This window comes from Novosphingobium sp. NFX11, from assembly GCF_057376415.1.
On the sequence record NZ_CP080385.1, the window covers coordinates 1460509 to 1478858 of the forward strand.

Consider the following 18350-nt stretch of genomic DNA (forward strand, 5'->3'; position numbering starts at 1 on the left):
CTCTTTTATGCGATCGTAGCGCAAACCCTCACGATCCGCGCCTGACAGGCCGGGCGCACTGTCGGGATGCCGCTGGGAGAGGCAAACGCGCCGGTCTGCGCGCGGCATCTTTCCCGGTTGTGATATTCCCCGGAGCGCCTCGCGTAAGCCCCTCGCTCGCCCATCCGCTTGCTAAGCGGCGAAAAAAGCGAGCGAGGACGAGCGATGAGTGGAACTGCCTATATCTGCGACGCGGTGCGCACGCCCATCGGCCGTTACGGCGGCGGTCTGGCCGCGATCCGTGCCGACGATCTGGGCGCGGTTCCGCTGAAAGCGCTGTTGGCGCGCAATCCCGGCCTCGATCCGGCGGCGGTGGAGGAAGTCTTCTACGGCTGCGCCAACCGGTCGGGCGAGGACAACCGCAACGTCGCGCGCATGAGCCTGCTGCTGGCGGGCCTGCCGCATACGGTGCCGGGCGTGACGCTCAACCGCCTCTGCGCCTCGGGCCTCGAAGCGGTCGGCGCGGCGGCGCGGGTGGTGGTCGCGGGCGAGATGGACCTGGCCTTCGCGGGCGGCGTCGAGAGCATGACGCGCGCTCCCTTCGTGATGGGCAAGGCCGACAGCGCCTTCGGCCGCGCCCAGAAGCTGGAAGACACGACGATGGGCTGGCGCTTCGTCAACCCGGCGCTCGATGCGCTCTACGGCACCGAGACGATGCCGCGCACCGGCGAGAACGTGGCGAAGGACTTCGGCATTGCGCGCGCCGATCAGGACGCCTTCGCGCTGCGCAGTCAGGATCGCGCGGCGGCGGCGCAGGAATCCGGCTTCTTCGCCGAGGAGATCGTCACCACCCCGGTCCCCGGCCGCCGCAGCGGCGACGTGGTGGAAGTCTCGGTGGACGAACATTTGCGGCGCGGCACCACGCTGGAGACGCTCGCCCGCCTGAAGCCTCTGTTCGAGCCGGGCGGGACGGTGACGGCGGGCAATGCCTCGGGCATCAACGACGGCGCGGCGGCGCTGATCGTCGCCAGCGAGGCGGCGGTGAAGGCCCACGGCCTGACCCCGCGCGCACGTATCCTGGGCATGGCTTCGGCCGGGGTGGAGCCGCGCGTGATGGGCATCGGCCCGGTTCCGGCTACCTGCAAGCTGCTGGCGCGGCTGGGGCTGACGATCGGAGACTTCGACGCGATCGAACTGAACGAGGCGTTTGCCAGCCAGGGCCTTGCCGTCATGCGCGAACTGGGTCTGGCCGATGATGCGCCGCAGGTGAACCCGAACGGCGGCGCGATCGCGCTGGGCCACCCGCTCGGCATGTCGGGTGCGCGGCTGGCGCTGACGCTGGTGCACCAGTTGGAGAAGACCGGCGGCAGGCGCGGCCTCGCCACGCTGTGCGTGGGCGTGGGCATGGGTCTGGCGCTGGCGGTCGAACGGGTTTGAGGTTTCTGCCGAGCGCGCCATGAATACATCGATTTCCTGAAGCAGCAGCGCTGCATCGACGAAGTTGCTGCCCGCACTTGCACGGCTTTGAACTCTGCTCAAAGCCGTGCTGGTTCTCCGCAGATCAGGTGGAGTGCTGAATGATGCTCATGCCGGATTTCAGAACTTGGTCCTGAGCGTCACACCGTAGGTACGAGGATCGCCCAGGGTGCCGGTGACCGCACCGGTGTTGCCTGCCGACAGGCTCAGGTAATAGAGCTTGTCCGTCAGGTTGCGCGCCCACAGCTGGATGTCGAGCACCCCGTCCAGCGCCCGCACGCCGATGCGTGCGTTGACCAGCGAATAACCGGGAATCAGCGAATAGCGCGAAAGGCTGGCGGTGGTGTTGAAGTCCGAGCGGTAGCTATAGTCCGCGCCGAAATAGACTTCGCTATCGCGGCCCAGCACAGATCCCACCCCTGACGCGCCTCGCCGCCTGCCGAGGCCGCCCACTTCGACACGCCCGGCAGGCGCTTCCCGCTAAGGTCGCAGGTGGTCTGCCCGGTGACCTCGATCGGGCACGGCGCATTGGGATAGTCCACGTACTTCGCATCGGTGAACGCGCCCGAGGCGTAGAGTGAGAGCCACGGCGCCGGATTTGCGCGCAGGTCCGCCTCGAAACCGCGCGTGCGAACTTTGCCGACGTTGGTGAAGTAGGACTGGTTGTTGCGCTCCACATCGACCACGGTAGTCTGGTAATCGCTGTCGTCGGTCCAGAACGCGGCGAGGTTGGCGGTCAGTTTATTGCCGAACCATGCGGTCTTCACGCCCAGTTCGTAGCTGTCGATCGTCTCGGGCTTGATGACCGGATCGGCGGCGAAGGCGCCCGTCGTCACGATGTTGGCAAGGTTGAGGCCGCCGAACTTGTGGCCGCGCCCATAGGTCGCATAGACCAGCGCATCGGGCGAGACCTTCCACGACAGCGTCGCCGAGCCGGACAGGCGGCCTTCCTTCGTGCTGGCGGAATAGGAATTGGCGATGCCGTAGCGCGAGCGGATCGTATTGGCGGCGGCAAGCTGCGCGGTGGTCAGCCCGTCGAGACTGGCGCCGGTGGCGGTCTGCTCGAACCAGCCGGTCTTGGTCTCGTAGGTGTAACGCAGGCCCGTGGTGAGATCGAGCGTGGGCGTCACGTGCCAGATCGTCTGACCGAAGGCGGCGTAGCTGTTGGTCACAGGACGCGAGTGGCCGAGGATGGTGTAGCCGTTGAGTGCGGCTGCGGCGGCTGTGCGGTCCACGCTGGGCGCCACGAACCATGCGGCGGCGTCACTGCCATAGGCATTCAGCGACTCGGCATCGATTGCCTGCCACAGGTAGTAGAGCCCCGCGACGTAATCGACCTTGCGCGTGCCTTCCGAGGCGATGCGCAGTTCCTGGCTGAACTGGCGCTGCTCGTTGCTCTGGTGGAAGTCGGTGCCGGCATCGAGGCTGGTGGAATCGCCGTCATTGTGCGGATACCAGTTCCACGCGCGGTAGGCGGTGACCGAGGTGATCGTGTTGCCCGGGATGGTGAGGTCAGCGATCGAGGTCACGCCCCACTGGTTCATCTTGTAGCGCGGGTTGGCGTCCACATCGACCTGCCGCGCCGAAGGATCTATCGGCAGCGGCGTATAGCCGGTGCGCGCGGCGCGGGCGTAATAGTTGTTCGCGAACGCCGTGCCGTTGTCGTACTGGGTCAGCACGCCGGTCAGCACCGCCGCCGCCGTCTTGGAATGCTGGCGGCCGTAGTCACCGATCAGGCGCAGCTTGAAGTTGCTGGCGGGCGTGAACAGCAGCTGCCCGCGCAGGCCGAAATCGTGATAGTCCTGCGTGTCCGAACCGTCGTAGCGGTTGGTCATGTAGCCGTCGCGGTCGGTCTTCGAGACGTAGAGGCGCGCGGCCAGCAGATCGTCCACCAGCGCGCCGCTGGCATAGGCGTGGACCTGCCGGAAATCGTAGTTTCCGAAGGTCACGTCGCCGCCCGCCTCGGGCTCGAACGTCGGCGACTTGGTGGTGACGACGACCGCGCCCGCCGACGTGTTCTTGCCGAACAGCGTGCCCTGCGGGCCGCGCAGCACTTCGATGCGCTCCACGTCCGAGAGGTCGAACACTGCCTGTCCGGGCCGCGCGAGGTAGACCTGATCGACATAGACGCCGACCGCCGGCTCCAGCCCGTCGTTGTAGACCGAGACGTTGTTGCCCAGCCCGCGGATGTTGATGCTGGTGTTGCGCGGGTTGGTGTTGGTGACGACGAGGCTGGGAGTCAGTTGCTGCAGGTCGCGCAAGTTGTAGGTGCGCGTCGCGGCCAGCTGCTCGCCGCCGAAGGCATTCGCGGCCACCGGTACGTCCTGGATGCGCTCGTTGCGGCGACGGGCGGTGACCATGATATCGAGGCCTCCACCACCTTCTGCGTCGGCAGCGGCTTCGGCGGCTGGTGCCTCTTCGGCGTATGCGGGGACGGCAGCCAGCGCGCTCGACCCGAGCAGGGCGAGCGTGGTGGCACGCAGGAACGTGTTCATGGAAAGACCCTCATTGCATGGCGCTACCGGCGACCGGGCGGCCGCCTGAAACTCAACCGTTTGAGTAGAGAACTCATGGTGCGCGGCAACAAAGATTCTCTACATAACTGGTAGAGTAAAACTTTGTGGGCCGCCGGAACTGCTCCCGTTAGGTCTTGCGCTCCCACGCATCGCCACGAACGGAACCGACGTGACCCGCAAGGCCGCCCTGATTGCCGCCGCTCTCATGAGCACCCTGATGACCCGTCCCGCCGCCGCGCAGGCCGTGAATGCCGCCGCGCCTGCGCCTGCATCAACCGCCGCTCCGGGCGCTGCGCAGAGTGCAGCGCGCCCGAACTTCCTCGTCATCGTCGCCGACGATCTCGGCTGGTCGGACCTCGGCGCCTTCGGGGGCGAAATCGCGACGCCCAACCTCGACGCGCTAGCCAACAGCGGCGTGCGTTTCACCGGCTTTCACACCGCGCCGACATGTTCGCCGACCCGCTCGATGCTGTTGAGCGGCGTGGACAACCACGAAGCCGGGATCGGGACCATGGTGGAATCGCGCCCCGCCACCCTTGCGGATCGCCCCGGCTATGAAGGCTATCTCAACGACCGCGTCGCCTCGATCGCGGAGCTGCTGCAACAGGGCGGCTACCGCACGCTGATGTCCGGCAAGTGGCACCTCGGCCTCACCGAGGATCGCGGCCCGGCCGCGCGCGGGTTCGACCATTCCTATGCGCTGCTGCAGGGACTGGGCAATCACTTCGGCGCCGACCAGAACGCGGCATGGACAAAGGCCAAGGCCAATTCGCTCTACCGGCAGGACGGCAAGCTGGTGAAGTTCCCGGTCGGGCACTACTCGGCGGACCAGTTCGCCGACAAGCTGATCGGTTTCCTTGATGAAGGGGGCGCCGACAAGCGCCCGTTCTTCGCCTACCTCACTTTCACCACGCCGCACTGGCCGATGCAGGCCCCGTCCGAGACGATCGCGAAGTACAAGGGCCGCTACGATGCGGGCTACGAAGTCCTGCGCTCACAGCGGCTCGAACGGCAGAAGAAGCTTCGCCTCGTCGCGCTCGACCAGCAGCCCCATGCGCTCGACGGCGTGAAGCCGTGGGACAGCCTGACGGCCGAGCAGAAGGCGTTCGAGGCGCGCAAGATGGAAGTCTACGCCGCGATGGTGGACCGCATGGACCAGAATGTGGGCCGCGTGGTCGCCGAACTGAAGCGCACCGGCCAGTACGACAATACGGTCATCGTGTTCCTGTCCGACAACGGCCCCGAGGGTAGCGAGATCGATGCGCCGTTCCAAGTGCGAGGGCTTCCTGACGGCGCGAAGAAGCTGGGCATCGACAACCGGCTGGAGAACATCGGCAACGCCACCTCCTACGTCGGCTACGGCGCGGGCTGGGCGCAGGCCAACAGTACCCCGTCGTGGCTGGTGAAGGGCTATCCCACCGAAGGCGGCACGCGGGTCTCGGCTTTCGCCTCGGGCAAGGACGTCGTCGGCAATCGCATCGCACGCGGCTATCTGAGCGTCACCGACATCGCGCCGACCTTGCTCGACCTTGCTGGGCTGACCCAGCCTACGACCTACGAGGGCCGCGCTATCCTGCCGTTCGAGGGGCACAGTCTGGTCCCCGTCCTGGCCGAGAAGGCCAGCGAAGTGCGCTCGCCGGACGAGCCGGTCGGCACCGAGCTGTTCTATCGCCGCGCGCTGCGCAAGGGCGACTGGAAGGCGGTCTACCTGCCGAAATCCGGCTCAACCTACCCGCGCGACGGCGTTGGCGAGGGCAAGTGGCAGCTCTTCAACCTCGCGACCGATCCGGCGGAAAGCACCGACCTTGCCGCCACTCATGCCGAAAAGCTGGCCGAACTCGTGGCGGACTGGGATCGCTACGCTGCGCAGAAGGGCGTCGCGCTACCACAGGATGCCGCGCCCTCGGCGGCAAAGCCCTGAAGCGCGTGGCGTGCCGGACCCAATACCCGGCACGCCGCCAGCCGTAAGGCTTCGATCGATCTGTTCCGGCACACTGATGAAAGCTGCAGACGACGCCCTGTATGGCGCCAAAGGTATGGGCGGGACACAATGGACCGCCCATACCTTTATTTGGTGGTATAGCCGCCATTGACGAGAATGGTCTGCCCGGTCATCCACCAGCCATCCGAAACCATGAAGCGGATATAGGGAACTATGTCCTCAATGTCGGTCAGTCCGGTCTTCGAGAAGCCCGACAGCGCTGCAGCAGTTTTGTGATAAGCGACCGCATCTGCGCCCTCGGCCGGGTAGAAAAAGGGCGTATCCATCGGGCCAGGCCCAATTGCCGTCACCGAAATGCCGCGTTCGCCGAATTCCTTGGAGGCAGCGCGGGTGAAGTGTTCGACCGGCGCCTTGGTTCCGGCGTAGCTTGAATAGAAGGATGTGTAGGCGCCCAGAAGAGAAGTGACGAGCGTTACCAGCTTTCCATTGTCATTAAGGTGCTTGCCTGCTTCCTTTATGAAGAAGAAAGCCGCCTTTGCATTGACCGCGCTCATCTCGTCATATTCGGCTTCGCCGATTTCGAGCATGGGCTTCTTCAGGACCTTTCCAACCGTGTTAATGGCAATGTCCGGGCGGCCGATGGCGGCAACGGCGTCGGCAAAGAGTTTTTCGACGGCAGCTGCAGTGGTCATATCCGCCTGAAATGCAACCGCTTCCGCGCCAAATCCCTTGATTGCTGCGACCGTCGCATCTGCCTCTTCCTTTGAAGTGGCGCTGTTATAATGAATGGCGATGGCCTTCGCGCCTTGCTCGGCAAGATCCCGTGCGATCAGGCCGCCGAGATTTTTGCCCCACCGGCGATGATGACGGTTTTCCCTTTAATGCTATGGTTGGTCATTCACTGCCTCTTTTACCAGATGGCCGACCATTTATTGGCCGCCTCGAGGTGCGAACATATGTTCAACATTTGAACGATAAAATTGTTTAATTTGAATTTACTTGTCTGAAAATCCGAACAATGGATATTCCGGGTAATATGGATCGTATCGAACTGTTCCGGGTTTTCATCCGTGTCGCCGAATGTGAGAGTTTTACGCGCGCGGCAGATACCCTCGGGGTTCCCAGATCATCCGTTTCGGCAGCCATACAGGCGCTTGAGGACCGTGTCGGGGCGCGACTGCTTCATCGTACAACCCGCAAAGTTTCACCGACGTATGATGGCATAGCATTTTATGAGCGCTGCCAGCGGGTTATCGCTGAGGTCGAGGATACCGAAAACCTGTTTCGTCAAAACGCAACTCAGCCAACGGGGCGTCTGCGCATCGACGTTCCGGGCCGGATCGGCCGGTTGATAGTGGCGCCTGCGCTGCCCGGTTTTTTCGATACCTACCCCAAGATCGAAATCGACATGGGGGTCACTGACCGCGCCATCAATCTGACGGGGGATGCAGTCGATTGCGCGCTTCGTGTTGGTCCACTGGCCGATTCCGGACTGATCGCGCGACCGATCGGTAAACTGCCACTGATCAATGTGGCAAGTCCGTCTTATCTGGCACGTCATGGGATACCAAAGTCGCCCGATGACTTGCGCAATCATCATGCGGTCAACTATGCCTCGCCCTCTACGGGAAAAGTCGAGGCTTGGGAGTGGGGCGAAGACAGAGGTCTGCGCACTATGTCTCTGGGTGGACCCGTTACGGTCAACAATGCTGAAGCCTATATTGCTTGCTGTCTTGCTGGCCTCGGCCTGATCCAGATCCCGGCCTATGACGTCAGATCTCATGTGGAGGCGGGCGAATTGGTCGAGGTGATGCCAGATCATCGGGCTGCCCCGATGCCGATGAACTTGCTTTATCCTCATCGCCAGCATCTGTCGCGCCGATTACAGGTGTTTGCCGATTGGCTCGAAGAATTGCTCAAGAAGCGACTGGCGTAGCACGCGGATTGCGCCTGCGAAGGTGCTCCAAAGTCTGGCAAGGTAAGGGGCTGCCCTGTTGCTCCGCAGTGCACGGGCTTTCGGTCATCATGCCTTCCCGGCAGCATGATTAGAGCGTCAAATGTCTCGGAAAGGCCGTCCCTGAAACATAAGCGCAAATCTGCTGAAATATTTCATTGATAATGAGACTGACTATCAGTATCAGCCGCCTTGTTCATAAGGGGGAATCATGCCAATCAAGCCATCCAAGGCGACCGCGCGTCGCACTTTCCTTGCGCTGTCCTGCATCGCGCCGGCTTTCGCGCCGGTCGCTCATGCGCAGCAGGCGGATCCTGCCGATCGCAGCCTCGGCGGCGTCACCGTTTCCGATACCGAGATCACCGAAGCCCCTGGCCGCAAGCTTGAATCGCCCAAGCGTACGCGGTCCGTTCGCGACACGCCGCAGACGATCACGGTACTGTCCAACGAAGTGATCGAGCAGCAGAATCTCCTGACCCTGCGCGATGTGCTCTCCACCGTGCCCGGCATCACTTTCGGCGCGGGCGAGGCGGGCACCGGCCCCGGCGACAACATCACATTCCGCGGCTACAGCGCGGCCAACGACATCACCGTCGACGGCGTGCGCGACAGCGCCCAGATCACCCGCACCGACCCGTTCAATCTCGACCAGGTCGAAGTGACCAACGGAGCCAACTCGGTGATCTCGGGCGCGGGCTCGGTCGGCGGCAATATCAACATCGTCACCAAGCGCCCCAAGGCCGATGACGCCTATGTCGCCACGGCGGGCATCGGCACCGACAACTACTATCGCGCGACCGTCGATCTCAACAAGCGCGTCAGCGAGCTTGTCGCCTTCCGTTTCAACGGCATGTGGCACCGCAACGACGTGCCCGGTCGCGATGTCGAGGACTACAAGCGCTGGGGCATCGCGCCTTCGGTGACCATTGGCATCGACAGCCCGACCCGTCTGACGCTGCAGTACAGCCATCAGGAAGACGACAATATCCCGCAGTACGGCCTGCCGTATTATGCGGTAGCAGGCGGTCTGATTTCCGGCGTCCATCGCAGCGACTACTTCGGCTACCGCAACGTCGACAAGCAGAAGATCAATGTCGATCAGCTGACCGCGATCTTCGAGCATGAATTCAGCGACACTGTCTCGATCCGCAACCTTGCCCGCTGGCAGGATCTGCGCCAGCTAACCCAGGTCAATCCGCCGCAGGGCACGTACTGCCTGTCGAGCGGCGTGACCCCGCTCGGCGCCGCGTGCACGGTCAACATCGGCACGACCGCCGCGCCCAACAACGTGCTCGTCCCCGCCGGATACTACTATCCGACCGGCCCGCGCGGCACCACGCGTGACACGCGCAACCAGCTGATGTTCGACCAGCTCGACATCAAGGCCGTCTTCAACACAGGCGCGATCGAGCACACGATCACGCTGGGCGGTGCCGTCACCTGGGAAAAATATGATCTCTACAACGGCAACGTGCTGCGCAATGCCGACGGCACCAATGCCTTCACCCGCCTGCCGCTGATCAACATCGACAACCCGAACGAGGTGATCACCGGTCCTGCGACTTCGGCATTCACTTATGGCAGCAACGTCTACACCGGCGCGGTCAACTTCATCCGCACCGGTCACACCATCGGCGAGCAGACCAACGTGGCGGGCTACCTGTTCGACACCATGAAGCTGGGCAAGTTCGAATTGAGCGGCGGCGCCCGCCTCGAGCGCAACACCGGCACCTCGCGTACCGACACGCTGTGCGGCCTCGCCGTCGGCTGCGCGGTTAGCGGCGTGCAGTACGGCTTCGGCGATGTCAGCGCGACCACCCGCGGTCGGAACGCCAACACGCTGTTCTCCTACCGCGTCGGTCTGAACTACAAGCCGGTCGAGGCGGTCAGCCTTTACGTTGCCTACGGCAATTCGCGCACGCCTTCCAAGAATTCGGTCAACGGATCGTGCACGGCTGACGGGCTCGCCGCCGATGGCTCGGCGATTCAGAACACGACCTGCAACATCAGCCCGGAATCGGCCAAGAACTACGAGATCGGCGCCAAGGCGGAGCTGTTCGACGGCGGCCTGTTGCTGACCGCATCGGCCTTCCGCAACGAGCGTGACAAGTACGCGGTCGTCTCGGGCGATCCGACGGTGCCGAACCAGCAGCTCGACGGCAAGTCACGGGTGGACGGCATCGCGATCGGCGCGTCGGGCACCATCACGCCTGCATGGACGATCACGGCCAACTACACGTACCTCAAGGCCAAGCTGATCCAGTCCGTCTCCGACTTCTGCCTTGCTAACCCCGGCGCGGTGACGGGCACGCGGACCTGCACCAATACGGCTGCGAACCCGAACCCGGGTGCCGGACAGTACCTGCCGCAGACGCCCAAGCACTCGGCCAGCCTGTTCACCACCTATCGTCTGCCGTTCGGCCTGACTGTCGGCTACGGGTTCACGTATCAGGGCAGCTTCCTGCTGACCGCCGCGACCCCGACGGCCGAGGCGATCAACGCGAAGGACTACCTGGTTCACCAGGGCTACCTGTCCTACGAGTTCTCGCCCAACCTGTCGGCGCAGCTCAACGTCAAGAATATCGGCGACAAGCTGTACTTCACCCGTATCCGCAACAATGGCTGGGCCACGCCGGGCGATGCCCGATCGGCGGTCCTGACCCTGACCGCGAAGATGTGACACGAAAGCATACCGTCACGAAACGCTTCAAGCGTTTCGTGACGGTATGCGGTTCGATTATAAACAAAAGACGGCTTGAGCAGACGTCAGATATTCCTACTCAAGCCTTACGCTGCTGCTGTTCTGCGTGGCCGAACGAGGTCTCGCGTCAGTACAAATTATCCTTGTAGTCCTTCTCCAGGCCTTTCCGCATCAGCGCGCTCATTCCGGGCACAGCGATACTCGCGCGGGCCAATGCAGCAGCGACGCCTTTGTTCTTGTTGAGCTTGATGTGCTCGATGAAAGGCTTCGTCGGCTCGATGCTCGTCCCGGGAGTGACCGGCCATAGCGCGGCGCGCTTCAAGGCGGGGCTTTCGCGCAATTCGAGGGCCTCGATCTGCACGCCGATCGCCAGTGATGGGACTTTGCCTTGTACCGTGAAATGTTCGCGCATGACGGGGTCGGTGGTGAGGTGTGCCCGTCCGTGGACGCGGGCGACGCAGGCAGAACCCGGCACCAGCAGAACCGTAGCACCTACTTCAACGCCGGCGACTACGATTCCACGCATTTCCCGCTGAACATCGCCAATCCCGATTACGACGAAGCATACGATACCGATTCCGTGCTAGGCTCGTCCGGCGGCAGCAAGGCGCACCAGACCGGGATATATCTGCAGGACCACCTGAAGTTCGGGGAGTTCGCCACACTGACCCTTGGAGGCCGCTATGACTGGGCCGAAGCATCCGGGCAGAAGGATGACGATTTCAGTCCGCGCATCGGCGCCACCGTGAAGCTGGCTGGCGGTGTGAACGCCTATGCCAGCTGGTCGAAGTCGTTCCTGCCGCAGCTCTATAGCCTGCAGGTCGTGGGCTTCGACGGTGAGGGTAATCCCATTGGCGGGCCGGTGCCGCCCGAGCGGGGCAGGAACATCGAACTGGGCGTGAAGTTTGCGCCGGACGGCACCCGGTTCAGTGGTAGCTTGGCCGTCTATCAACTGACTCGGCAGAACGTGACGACGTCCGACGCGGGTTATCTCGACTTTTCGGTCGTGACCGGCGAGCAGCGGGCACGGGGGATCGAGGCGGAGTTGCAGTGGCAGCCGATCGGCGGCTTCAGCCTGAACTTTGCCTACACCTACACCGATGCGGAGGTGACAAAGGATAATTTCTTCACTGTCGGCGCGCTGCTCTCCAACATTCCCCGTCACAATATCGGGGCTTTCGCGCAGTACGAGTTGCAGGACGGCCCGTTTGCCGGATTAGGCGCGACACTGGGCATCACTTACAACAGCAAGCGCAACGGCAACATCTACTCGGTAAATTCCGACGGTTCGGTGCTGCTCTGGCTGCCTGCCTACACGCTGGTCGATGCAGGGGTGTCGTGCAGGCGTGAGGGCTGAGGGGGCAACTGACCGTCGCCAACCTGTTCGCCGAGCGCTACTTTCCCGACACCGGTGGAATCGATCGCGTGACCCCCGGTAATCCGCGCAACTGGAGGCTGACGCTCTCACGGACTTTCTGAGCGGTCCCTTCCCGGTGTCGGAACATTTGCCGTATCACCCTACTGTGGTGCAATTGACTCGCAATATCGGAAAAGCCATATGCGCTGCTGACAGTCCATGGGGGGTGCATGATCCGTTTTTCCGTCTTTCTTTCGAGCGCTGCTGTGGCCGCGCTCTCGGTTTCCGCACATGCACAGCAGATGGCATCCGCCGATGAAACGACGATCCGGCCGGCCGATATTATCGTTACCGGCGAAAAGTCGACGCGCACACTGCAGGAGACCCCGACCAGCATCGCCGTGACCACTGCGGAGAAGATCGAGCGCGAGACGTTGATCTCCATCCAGGACGTCTACAACCGTACCGCGAACCTCTCGGAGACCTATGGGTCTTCCGGCTTCACCATTCGCGGCGTGAGCAATACCGGCGTCGGCGCGGGCGGGCAGGCCGATGCTGCCAGCGTCTACGTCGATGGCGCACCGATCCCGAAGTGGGCGCTGTATGGCGGCCCAACCGACATGTGGGACGTCCAGCAGGTCGAAGTGCTGCGTGGCCCGCAGTCCACTATTCAGGGCCTCAACGCGCTGGCGGGCGGCATCGTGATCACCACCAAGGATCCCTCGCTCGACCGCTGGACCGGCGATGCGCGCGTACTGTGGAGCGAACATGACGACCGCACGTTCTCGGCGGCTGTGGGCGGCCCGATCGTGGAGGACGAGCTGGGTATACGCCTTTCGGCCGAGCGCCGGGCCGACCGAGGGCTTATCCGCAACCTGACGCGCGGCGGCTATGACGACGAACTCAAGTCGCTGAACCTGCGCGGCAAGGTGAAGTGGACGCCCGCCGCCATTCCGGGGCTGGAGGCGGTCGCCAGCTACAATCGCGTGCGGCGCGACGGCGGTTACCTTTACGAATATGCACGCACCGATACGCCCGATTTCTACGACCACCGCGTCGCCACCGGCGACCAGCCTACCAGCGGCAAGATCGGCAGCGACATTGCCGTGTTCAAGCTGAGCTACCCGCTGGCGGACCACCTTAAGCTGTCGAGCGTCACCTCGTGGAATCGCTCGAAAGTCCATTCGCAGATCGATACCGACGGCACGCCGCAGGATATCCAGGCGATCGACAACCGCTATCTCTATCGCACGCTGACGCAGGAACTGCGTCTCAACTACGAAGGCGAGCGGCTGAGCGGACTGCTCGGCGCGTGGTACTATCGCCGCAGCGGCGCCATCGACCAGAACAGCCGCGTCAACATCGCAACGCCCACTTCGACGATCGCGGCATTGCTGCAGTCAGGCGGGGCGAGCGCCGCGCAGGCACAGACGATCGCTGCAGCCTATGCCACCCAGTTGCCGGTGATCCCGGTACTCTACCGCGCGACGCAGCCGGAAAAGGTGGAGACGATGGCGCTGTTCGGCGATGCGCGTTTCAAGCTGACCGACCAGCTGACGCTGATCGGCGGCTTCCGCTTCGACCACGAGCGCAACCGCTATGCAGCCGAGACCGTAGCGGCCTTCAACGGCACTTTGCCCGACGTCAATTTCCTCGGCACTGCCTATGCCCCGATCATCGGGCTGATCAACCAGGGCGTGCTGGGCCTCGTCGACGATGCCTCCTCGCCGCTGGCGTCGAACCGCCGCACGTTCAACGCGTTCCTGCCCAAGTTCGGCGTGAGCATGGACTGGACGCCCGACCTGACGACGGCGTTCACCGTACAACGGGCCTATCGCTCGGGTGGATCGAGCCAGAACCCGGCGCGTGCCGAACTGGTGCCGTACGATCCCGAGTATAGCTGGAACTACGAAGGCTCTGTGCGCTCCAAGTGGCTGGGCGGCAAGCTGATGGTCAATGCCAACGTCTTCTACATGAAGTGGAAGGACCAGCAGGTCACCGCCTACTTCGGCCTCAATGCCTATGACTACAACACCGTCAACGCCGCGGGCTCGCATCTCTACGGGTTCGAATTGGAGGCGAACGCCAATGTCGCCCCCGGCATCGACATCTATGCCTCGGTCGGCCACGTGCGTACCAAGTTCGACGATTTCGACCTGCCGACCGGCGCGACCAGCACGGTGGACCTGACCGGGACGCAGTTCCCCTATGCACCGCGCTGGACACTTTCGGGGGCATCAATGCGACCGTACTGGGCGGCGTCACCGCCAATCTCAATGCCAACTACCGCACTTCGGTGTTAACCGGCGTCGGGCAGGATCAGGACCAGTACGCCGTTGCCGCGCGCACCGTGGTCAATGGCCGGCTGGGTTACGAGACCGACAACTGGCAGGTCTTCGTGTTCGCGCGCAACATCTTCAACGAAAAGTACAAGCAGTACGAATATGCTGCGATCCATCAGGCGATCCTTGGCGATCCGCAGACGTTCGGCGTCGGCGCGGGCGTGCACTGGTGACGTCGCCACTGGCAATGTTGGTTGCGAGCCTGTTCCTGCTTGCGGCGGGCGTTCTGGGCGCCGGGCTGCTGCGTACATCGTGGCGTCGGCGTGAAGGCGCCGCGCCTGCATTGCTGGCCGGAGGGTGGGGCGTCCTGATCGGCGCGATCCTTCTCGCCGGGTGGGTGGTCGGCCCGGTCAAGGGCACCGCGCTGGCGTTGGCGATGGAAGGGATCGGTGCCTTCGGTATCGTCTGGCACGGCAGAGTCCGCAAGGTTGCGCGTGAGCGCGATGGCAAAGGCGAGGGCGGGGATGCACCCGAGCCGCTCGACGAGCCGGGCCGCGTATGGCGCGGCGTGCTGCGCACGCTACTGGCGGGGCCGCTCGGCATGACGGCGGCGATGGCGCTGGCCTTCTGCGTCACTGTTTACATGCCGGGTGATGCGCGCACGCGCATCGTCACCGGCGGCATGCTGCTGCCGGTTCTGTGGGGTCTCGCAATGACCTGGACACTCGCCGACCGCCGCCTGCTGCGTGCGACTGCCGTGCTGGTGGGCACCAGCGTGCTCGGCTTCGGCCTCGCTTTCCTCGGCGGCATCCTTTCCGGGGCGTCAACATGAGCAACACTCGCAAGAAACGGTGGCGCTGGCCGATCTCACCCGAGACGGTGCGCTCGGTGCTGAGCAGCCACTCGGTGTTGGGGCTGGCTTTCGCCGCGATCATCTATCTTGTCTGCCTGACCGGCACGATCGCGGTCTTCGCGCCGGACCTGCAGCGCATCGAAGTGCCGGGTACTCCGGTCGCCATGCACCTGTCGGAGGCTGCTGCAGCCCGCGCGCTTACCGAAGCAGTTCGCCAAACCCCGTCGGACAGTTCGATCTATCTGACGATGCCGAGCCCGGCCAAGGAGGGCGCAACGCTGGTTGCCTTCAAGCCGGGTTTCGAGCGCAACTGGGCGGTGGCCGAGGACGGTACGCTCTCCCCCTCGATGCGATCTGGACCGAGTTCCTGATCTACCTTCATATCTGCCTGCACCTGCCGCGCAGCTGGGGCGGGTTCATCGTCGGGCTAACGGGAGTGGCGCTGCTGTCCTCGCTGGTTTCAGGCATCCTTGCACACCCTCGCGTTGTGCGTGATGCGTTTCACTTGCGGCTTGGCGGATCGAGGCGGCTGCAGGAAGCGGACCTGCACAACCGGCTGGGGGTCTGGGCGCTGCCGTTCCACTTCACGCTGGCGCTGACCGGGGCGCTGCTGGGGCTGAGCACGATTATCGTCGCCGGGCTCTCGCTGCTGCTCTATCGCGGCGACATGACCAGGGTTTATGCTCTGTTCCTCGATCCGCCCCCGGCCATCGATGCCCGCACGGTGCCGATGCCCGATCTTGCCGCACTGATCGCGCAGGCCCGCGCGCGCATGGCCGAAGCGGCGATCGACAGCGTCATGGTCGAACGCCCCGGCCGCGCCGACATGCGTATCTCCGTCCATGGCCGCCGGTCCCGCCACCTTGTAGTACAGGATGAGGTGCAGTTCGATGCGCAAGGCGCGGCGATCCACGAGGAGCACCCGAAAGACATGGTGGTCGGCACTAGGGTGCTGAGCGGTATTGGTCAGCTTCATTTCGGCTGGTTCGGTGGTCCCGTCGTGCGTGTGGCATATGGTCTGTTGGGACTTGCGCTTTGTGTCGTAACCTCCAGCGGGGTGACTATCTGGCTCGCTCGCCGCCGCGATCGCGGCCGCCCGGCGCCGCAGTGGGAGCGCATCTGGTCGGCGGTCTGCTGGGGGCAGCCGGTAGTGCTGATGCTCACGGCAATCCTCGCCTTTGTATATCCCGAAGTTCCGCTGGCGCCGGCCTGGCTGATCCTGACGACGATCGCGATCGTGCTCTGCGCCGTCATGAACCGGTGTTCGGGTGAGTATCTGGCGCGGCTCTGGCGGCGGGGTCTTGTCGTCGCGTCGGCTCTTGCGGCGGTGCTCTATCTTGGCAGGGCATTGTACTGAGAACGATGCCGCATGAGATGGGCGGTGCGATACTGTGGAACTGGAGTTCTACCTCGGGAATGTGAGGGGGCAGCGCTCTAGCGTTAGTGACACCCGGCCATGAGCCTCGCACCGCCGAAATGGTGCAAGGCTCATGGTGGGAGGCCCGACGCCCCGGTCAGATCTGGGCCAGCCCGCCATCGACGAAGAGTTCGACACCGTTGATATAGGATGCATCGTCTGAAGCAAGGAACATCACGGCCTTGGCGATCTCTTCCGGCTGGCCGATGCGCCCGGCGGGAACCTGGCCGATCATGAAGTCCTTGACGCCCTGAGCTTGTTCGCCACCGCCGAACAGCTCGTTCAGGCCGGCGGTCTCGGTCAGGCCGGGGCTGACGGCATTGACGCGGATGCGGCGGTCCTTGAGGTCGAGGATCCAGCTGCGCGCAAAATTGCGCACGGCCGCCTTGGTCGCCGAATAGACGCTGAACGCCCCGGTGCCCTTGATGCTGGTGGTGGACGAAGTGAGGATCACCGAACCGCCATCGCGCAGCAACGGCAGCGCCTTCTGCACCGTGAACAGGACGCCCTTCACGTTGCTGTCGAAGGTCTGGGCGTAGTGTTCCTCGGTGATCGCGCCGAGCGGTGCGAGTTCGCCGCCACCGGCATTGGCGAAGACCACGTCGATCTGCGGGTGGCTCTGCTGGACCGCATCATAGAGACGGTCGATGTCGGCAAGGTTGGCCATGTCGCCGCGCACGCCGGTGATGTGGCCGCCGATCTGCTTCACCGCCGCATCCAGCGCATCCTGCCGCCGCCCGGTGATGAACACCGCCGCGCCTGCGGCCGCGAATGCCTTCGCCGTCGCCAGGCCGATGCCGCTGGTGCCGCCGGTAATTACCACTACCTTGTTCTCGAATGGGCTCGTCATTGTCTGTCTCCTTGGATTGCCGACCGATCGCCGGCGCCCGGCATCAATGAAACAAGAACGGTAGTGCCTGTAGTCGGCAAATGTGGCACTCAGCGTTCCACATAAGGAACGATGATGCGAATAGACCTGAACGACTATGCCTATTTCGCCGAAGTGGTGGCGCATGGCGGGTTCGCCCCGGCGGGCCGCGCGCTGCGTGAGCCCAAGTCGAAACTGAGCCGCCGCATCGCCGGTCTGGAGGCGCGGCTCGGGCTACGTCTGATCGAGCGGTCCAGCCGCCGCTTCCGTGTCACCGATACCGGACAGGCCTTTTACGAACGCTGCAGGGCGATCCTGGCGGAAGCCGAGCAGGCCGAGGCACTGGTGCTGCAGGCGCAGGCCGAGCCGCATGGCCGGGTGCGTTTCAGTTGCCCGACCGGCATGGTGGCGCCGATCGGCGGGCTGATCGCCTCGTTCCTCGCGCGCTATCCCAAGGTGCGGCTGCAACTGGTCGCGACCGATCGGGCGGTCGATCTGATCGAAGAGCGGATCGATCTGGCCTTGCGCGTGCGAGCCAGCCTGACCAGCGACGCCGCGCTGACGATGCGCTCGCTCGGCACCTCGACGCGCATTCTCGTCGCCGCGCCGCAACTCGCGAGCCGCATCGGCACCATCGCGCAGCTTGCCGAGGTTCCGGCGCTTTCCACCGACGATGCCGCTGACGATCTGGAGTGGAATCTGGAGATGGCGGACGGGATCCGCCACATGCTCCGCGTGGTCCCCAGGCTGGGGTGCGAGGACATGGCGGCGGTGCGCGACGCCGCCGTTGCCGGACTGGGCGTGGCGATCCTGCCCGATCATGTCTGCCGCGATGCCCTGCGCACGGGAACGCTCGTGCGCGTGCTGCCCGAATGGCGCGGGCTGCAGGGCATCGTGCACCTCGTCTTCACGACCCGGCGCGGGCTGCCGCCGGCAGTCCGCGCCCTGATCGACCATCTGGCCGCCGGCTTCCCGCGCGACGGCCTCAACTCCGATTGAGGTCGA

13 protein-coding genes and 2 pseudogenes are annotated in these 18350 nt (G+C 64.1%); 10 read left to right on the forward strand and 5 right to left on the reverse strand.

Going from position 1 to position 18350, the window contains the following annotated elements; genetic code table 11:
* The first annotated feature begins 204 nt into the window (after positions 1-204).
* Positions 205-1416: a 3-oxoadipyl-CoA thiolase gene (gene pcaF, locus KZO24_RS24540; RefSeq protein WP_486487364.1), complete on the forward strand. Its 1212-nt coding sequence runs from the start codon at positions 205-207 to the stop codon at positions 1414-1416.
* 159 nt (positions 1417-1575) lie between these two features.
* Here pcaF and KZO24_RS24545 read toward each other — a convergent pair whose 3' ends face one another.
* Positions 1576-1863 (reverse strand): hypothetical protein, encoded by a 288-nt coding sequence (locus KZO24_RS24545; RefSeq protein WP_486487365.1) that lies wholly within the window; start codon positions 1861-1863, stop codon positions 1576-1578.
* Entirely contained in the window at positions 1770-3950 is a 2181-nt protein-coding gene (locus KZO24_RS24550; RefSeq protein WP_486487366.1) for a TonB-dependent receptor, read from the reverse strand. The genes KZO24_RS24545 and KZO24_RS24550 overlap by 94 nt, the downstream gene beginning before the upstream one ends.
* Positions 3951-4188: 238 nt before the next feature.
* Here KZO24_RS24550 and KZO24_RS24555 point away from each other — a divergent pair, with 238 nt between their 5' ends.
* Positions 4189-5892 carry an arylsulfatase gene (locus KZO24_RS24555; protein WP_370424081.1) on the forward strand — a complete coding sequence of 568 codons (1704 nt, stop codon included), beginning with the start codon at positions 4189-4191 and terminating at the stop codon, positions 5890-5892.
* 146 nt (positions 5893-6038) lie between these two features.
* Here KZO24_RS24555 and KZO24_RS24560 read toward each other — a convergent pair.
* Positions 6039-6811 (reverse strand): annotated as a pseudogene (locus KZO24_RS24560) (SDR family oxidoreductase).
* Between the two features lie 138 nt (positions 6812-6949).
* Here KZO24_RS24560 and KZO24_RS24565 point away from each other — a divergent pair.
* Together KZO24_RS24565 and KZO24_RS24570 are read left to right on the forward strand one after the other, a co-directional pair.
* Complete coding sequence (locus KZO24_RS24565; protein WP_430099426.1) at positions 6950-7849, forward strand: LysR family transcriptional regulator; 900 nt, start codon at positions 6950-6952, stop codon at positions 7847-7849.
* A 229-nt stretch (positions 7850-8078) separates the two neighbouring features.
* Complete coding sequence (locus KZO24_RS24570) at positions 8079-10547, forward strand: TonB-dependent receptor (RefSeq protein ID WP_486487367.1); 2469 nt, start codon at positions 8079-8081, stop codon at positions 10545-10547.
* 148 nt (positions 10548-10695) lie between these two features.
* On the opposite strand, the gene KZO24_RS24575 is transcribed toward KZO24_RS24570, so the two are convergent.
* Positions 10696-10980: a hypothetical protein gene (locus KZO24_RS24575; protein ID WP_271183696.1), complete on the reverse strand. Its 285-nt coding sequence runs from the start codon at positions 10978-10980 to the stop codon at positions 10696-10698.
* Positions 10981-11010: 30 nt separating this feature from the next.
* Here KZO24_RS24575 and KZO24_RS24580 point away from each other — a divergent pair, with 30 nt between their 5' ends.
* The 5 genes and pseudogenes from KZO24_RS24580 to KZO24_RS24600 all read left to right on the forward strand — a co-directional run bounded on the left by KZO24_RS24580 (position 11011) and on the right by KZO24_RS24600 (position 16417).
* Positions 11011-11925 (forward strand): TonB-dependent siderophore receptor, encoded by a 915-nt coding sequence (locus KZO24_RS24580; RefSeq protein WP_430099424.1) that lies wholly within the window; start codon positions 11011-11013, stop codon positions 11923-11925.
* Positions 11926-12155: 230 nt separating this feature from the next.
* Positions 12156-14440 (forward strand): annotated as a pseudogene (locus KZO24_RS24585) (TonB-dependent receptor).
* A complete protein-coding gene (locus KZO24_RS24590) occupies positions 14437-15039 on the forward strand; it encodes a hypothetical protein (protein ID WP_430099421.1) in 603 nt (200 codons plus the stop codon). Before KZO24_RS24585 ends, KZO24_RS24590 begins: the two are co-directional and overlap by 4 nt.
* Positions 15036-15431: a PepSY domain-containing protein gene (locus tag KZO24_RS24595; RefSeq protein ID WP_486487368.1), complete on the forward strand. Its 396-nt coding sequence runs from the start codon at positions 15036-15038 to the stop codon at positions 15429-15431. The genes KZO24_RS24590 and KZO24_RS24595 overlap by 4 nt, the downstream gene beginning before the upstream one ends.
* A 23-nt stretch (positions 15432-15454) precedes the next feature.
* On the forward strand, positions 15455-16417 hold the full coding sequence (locus KZO24_RS24600; RefSeq protein WP_486487764.1) for a PepSY-associated TM helix domain-containing protein: 963 nt from the start codon (positions 15455-15457) through the stop codon (positions 16415-16417).
* 157 nt (positions 16418-16574) lie between these two features.
* On the opposite strand, the gene KZO24_RS24605 is transcribed toward KZO24_RS24600, so the two are convergent.
* Positions 16575-17327, reverse strand: coding sequence for an SDR family NAD(P)-dependent oxidoreductase (locus tag KZO24_RS24605; RefSeq protein ID WP_271183701.1), 753 nt, complete (start codon positions 17325-17327; stop codon positions 16575-16577).
* Positions 17328-17441: 114 nt separating this feature from the next.
* Between KZO24_RS24605 and KZO24_RS24610 the strand changes: the two genes are divergently transcribed.
* Positions 17442-18344 carry a LysR substrate-binding domain-containing protein gene (locus KZO24_RS24610; RefSeq protein WP_271183702.1) on the forward strand — a complete coding sequence of 301 codons (903 nt, stop codon included), beginning with the start codon at positions 17442-17444 and terminating at the stop codon, positions 18342-18344.
* The last annotated feature ends 6 nt before the right edge of the window (positions 18345-18350 follow it).

Bases quoted from the DNA above. Each gene is read 5' to 3' on its own strand.
- pcaF (WP_486487364.1), top strand. From the start codon at position 205: ATGAGTGGAACTGCCTATATCTGCGACGCGGTGCGCACGCCCATCGGC.
- KZO24_RS24550 (WP_486487366.1), bottom strand. From the start codon at position 3,950: ATGAACACGTTCCTGCGTGCCACCACGCTCGCCCTGCTCGGGTCGAGC.
- KZO24_RS24555 (WP_370424081.1), top strand. From the start codon at position 4,189: ATGACCCGTCCCGCCGCCGCGCAGGCCGTGAATGCCGCCGCGCCTGCG.
- KZO24_RS24565 (WP_430099426.1), top strand. From the start codon at position 6,950: ATGGATCGTATCGAACTGTTCCGGGTTTTCATCCGTGTCGCCGAATGT.
- KZO24_RS24570 (WP_486487367.1), top strand. From the start codon at position 8,079: ATGCCAATCAAGCCATCCAAGGCGACCGCGCGTCGCACTTTCCTTGCG.
- KZO24_RS24575 (WP_271183696.1), bottom strand. From the start codon at position 10,980: ATGCGCGAACATTTCACGGTACAAGGCAAAGTCCCATCACTGGCGATC.
- KZO24_RS24595 (WP_486487368.1), top strand. From the start codon at position 15,036: ATGAGCAACACTCGCAAGAAACGGTGGCGCTGGCCGATCTCACCCGAG.
- KZO24_RS24605 (WP_271183701.1), bottom strand. From the start codon at position 17,327: ATGACGAGCCCATTCGAGAACAAGGTAGTGGTAATTACCGGCGGCACC.
- KZO24_RS24610 (WP_271183702.1), top strand. From the start codon at position 17,442: ATGCGAATAGACCTGAACGACTATGCCTATTTCGCCGAAGTGGTGGCG.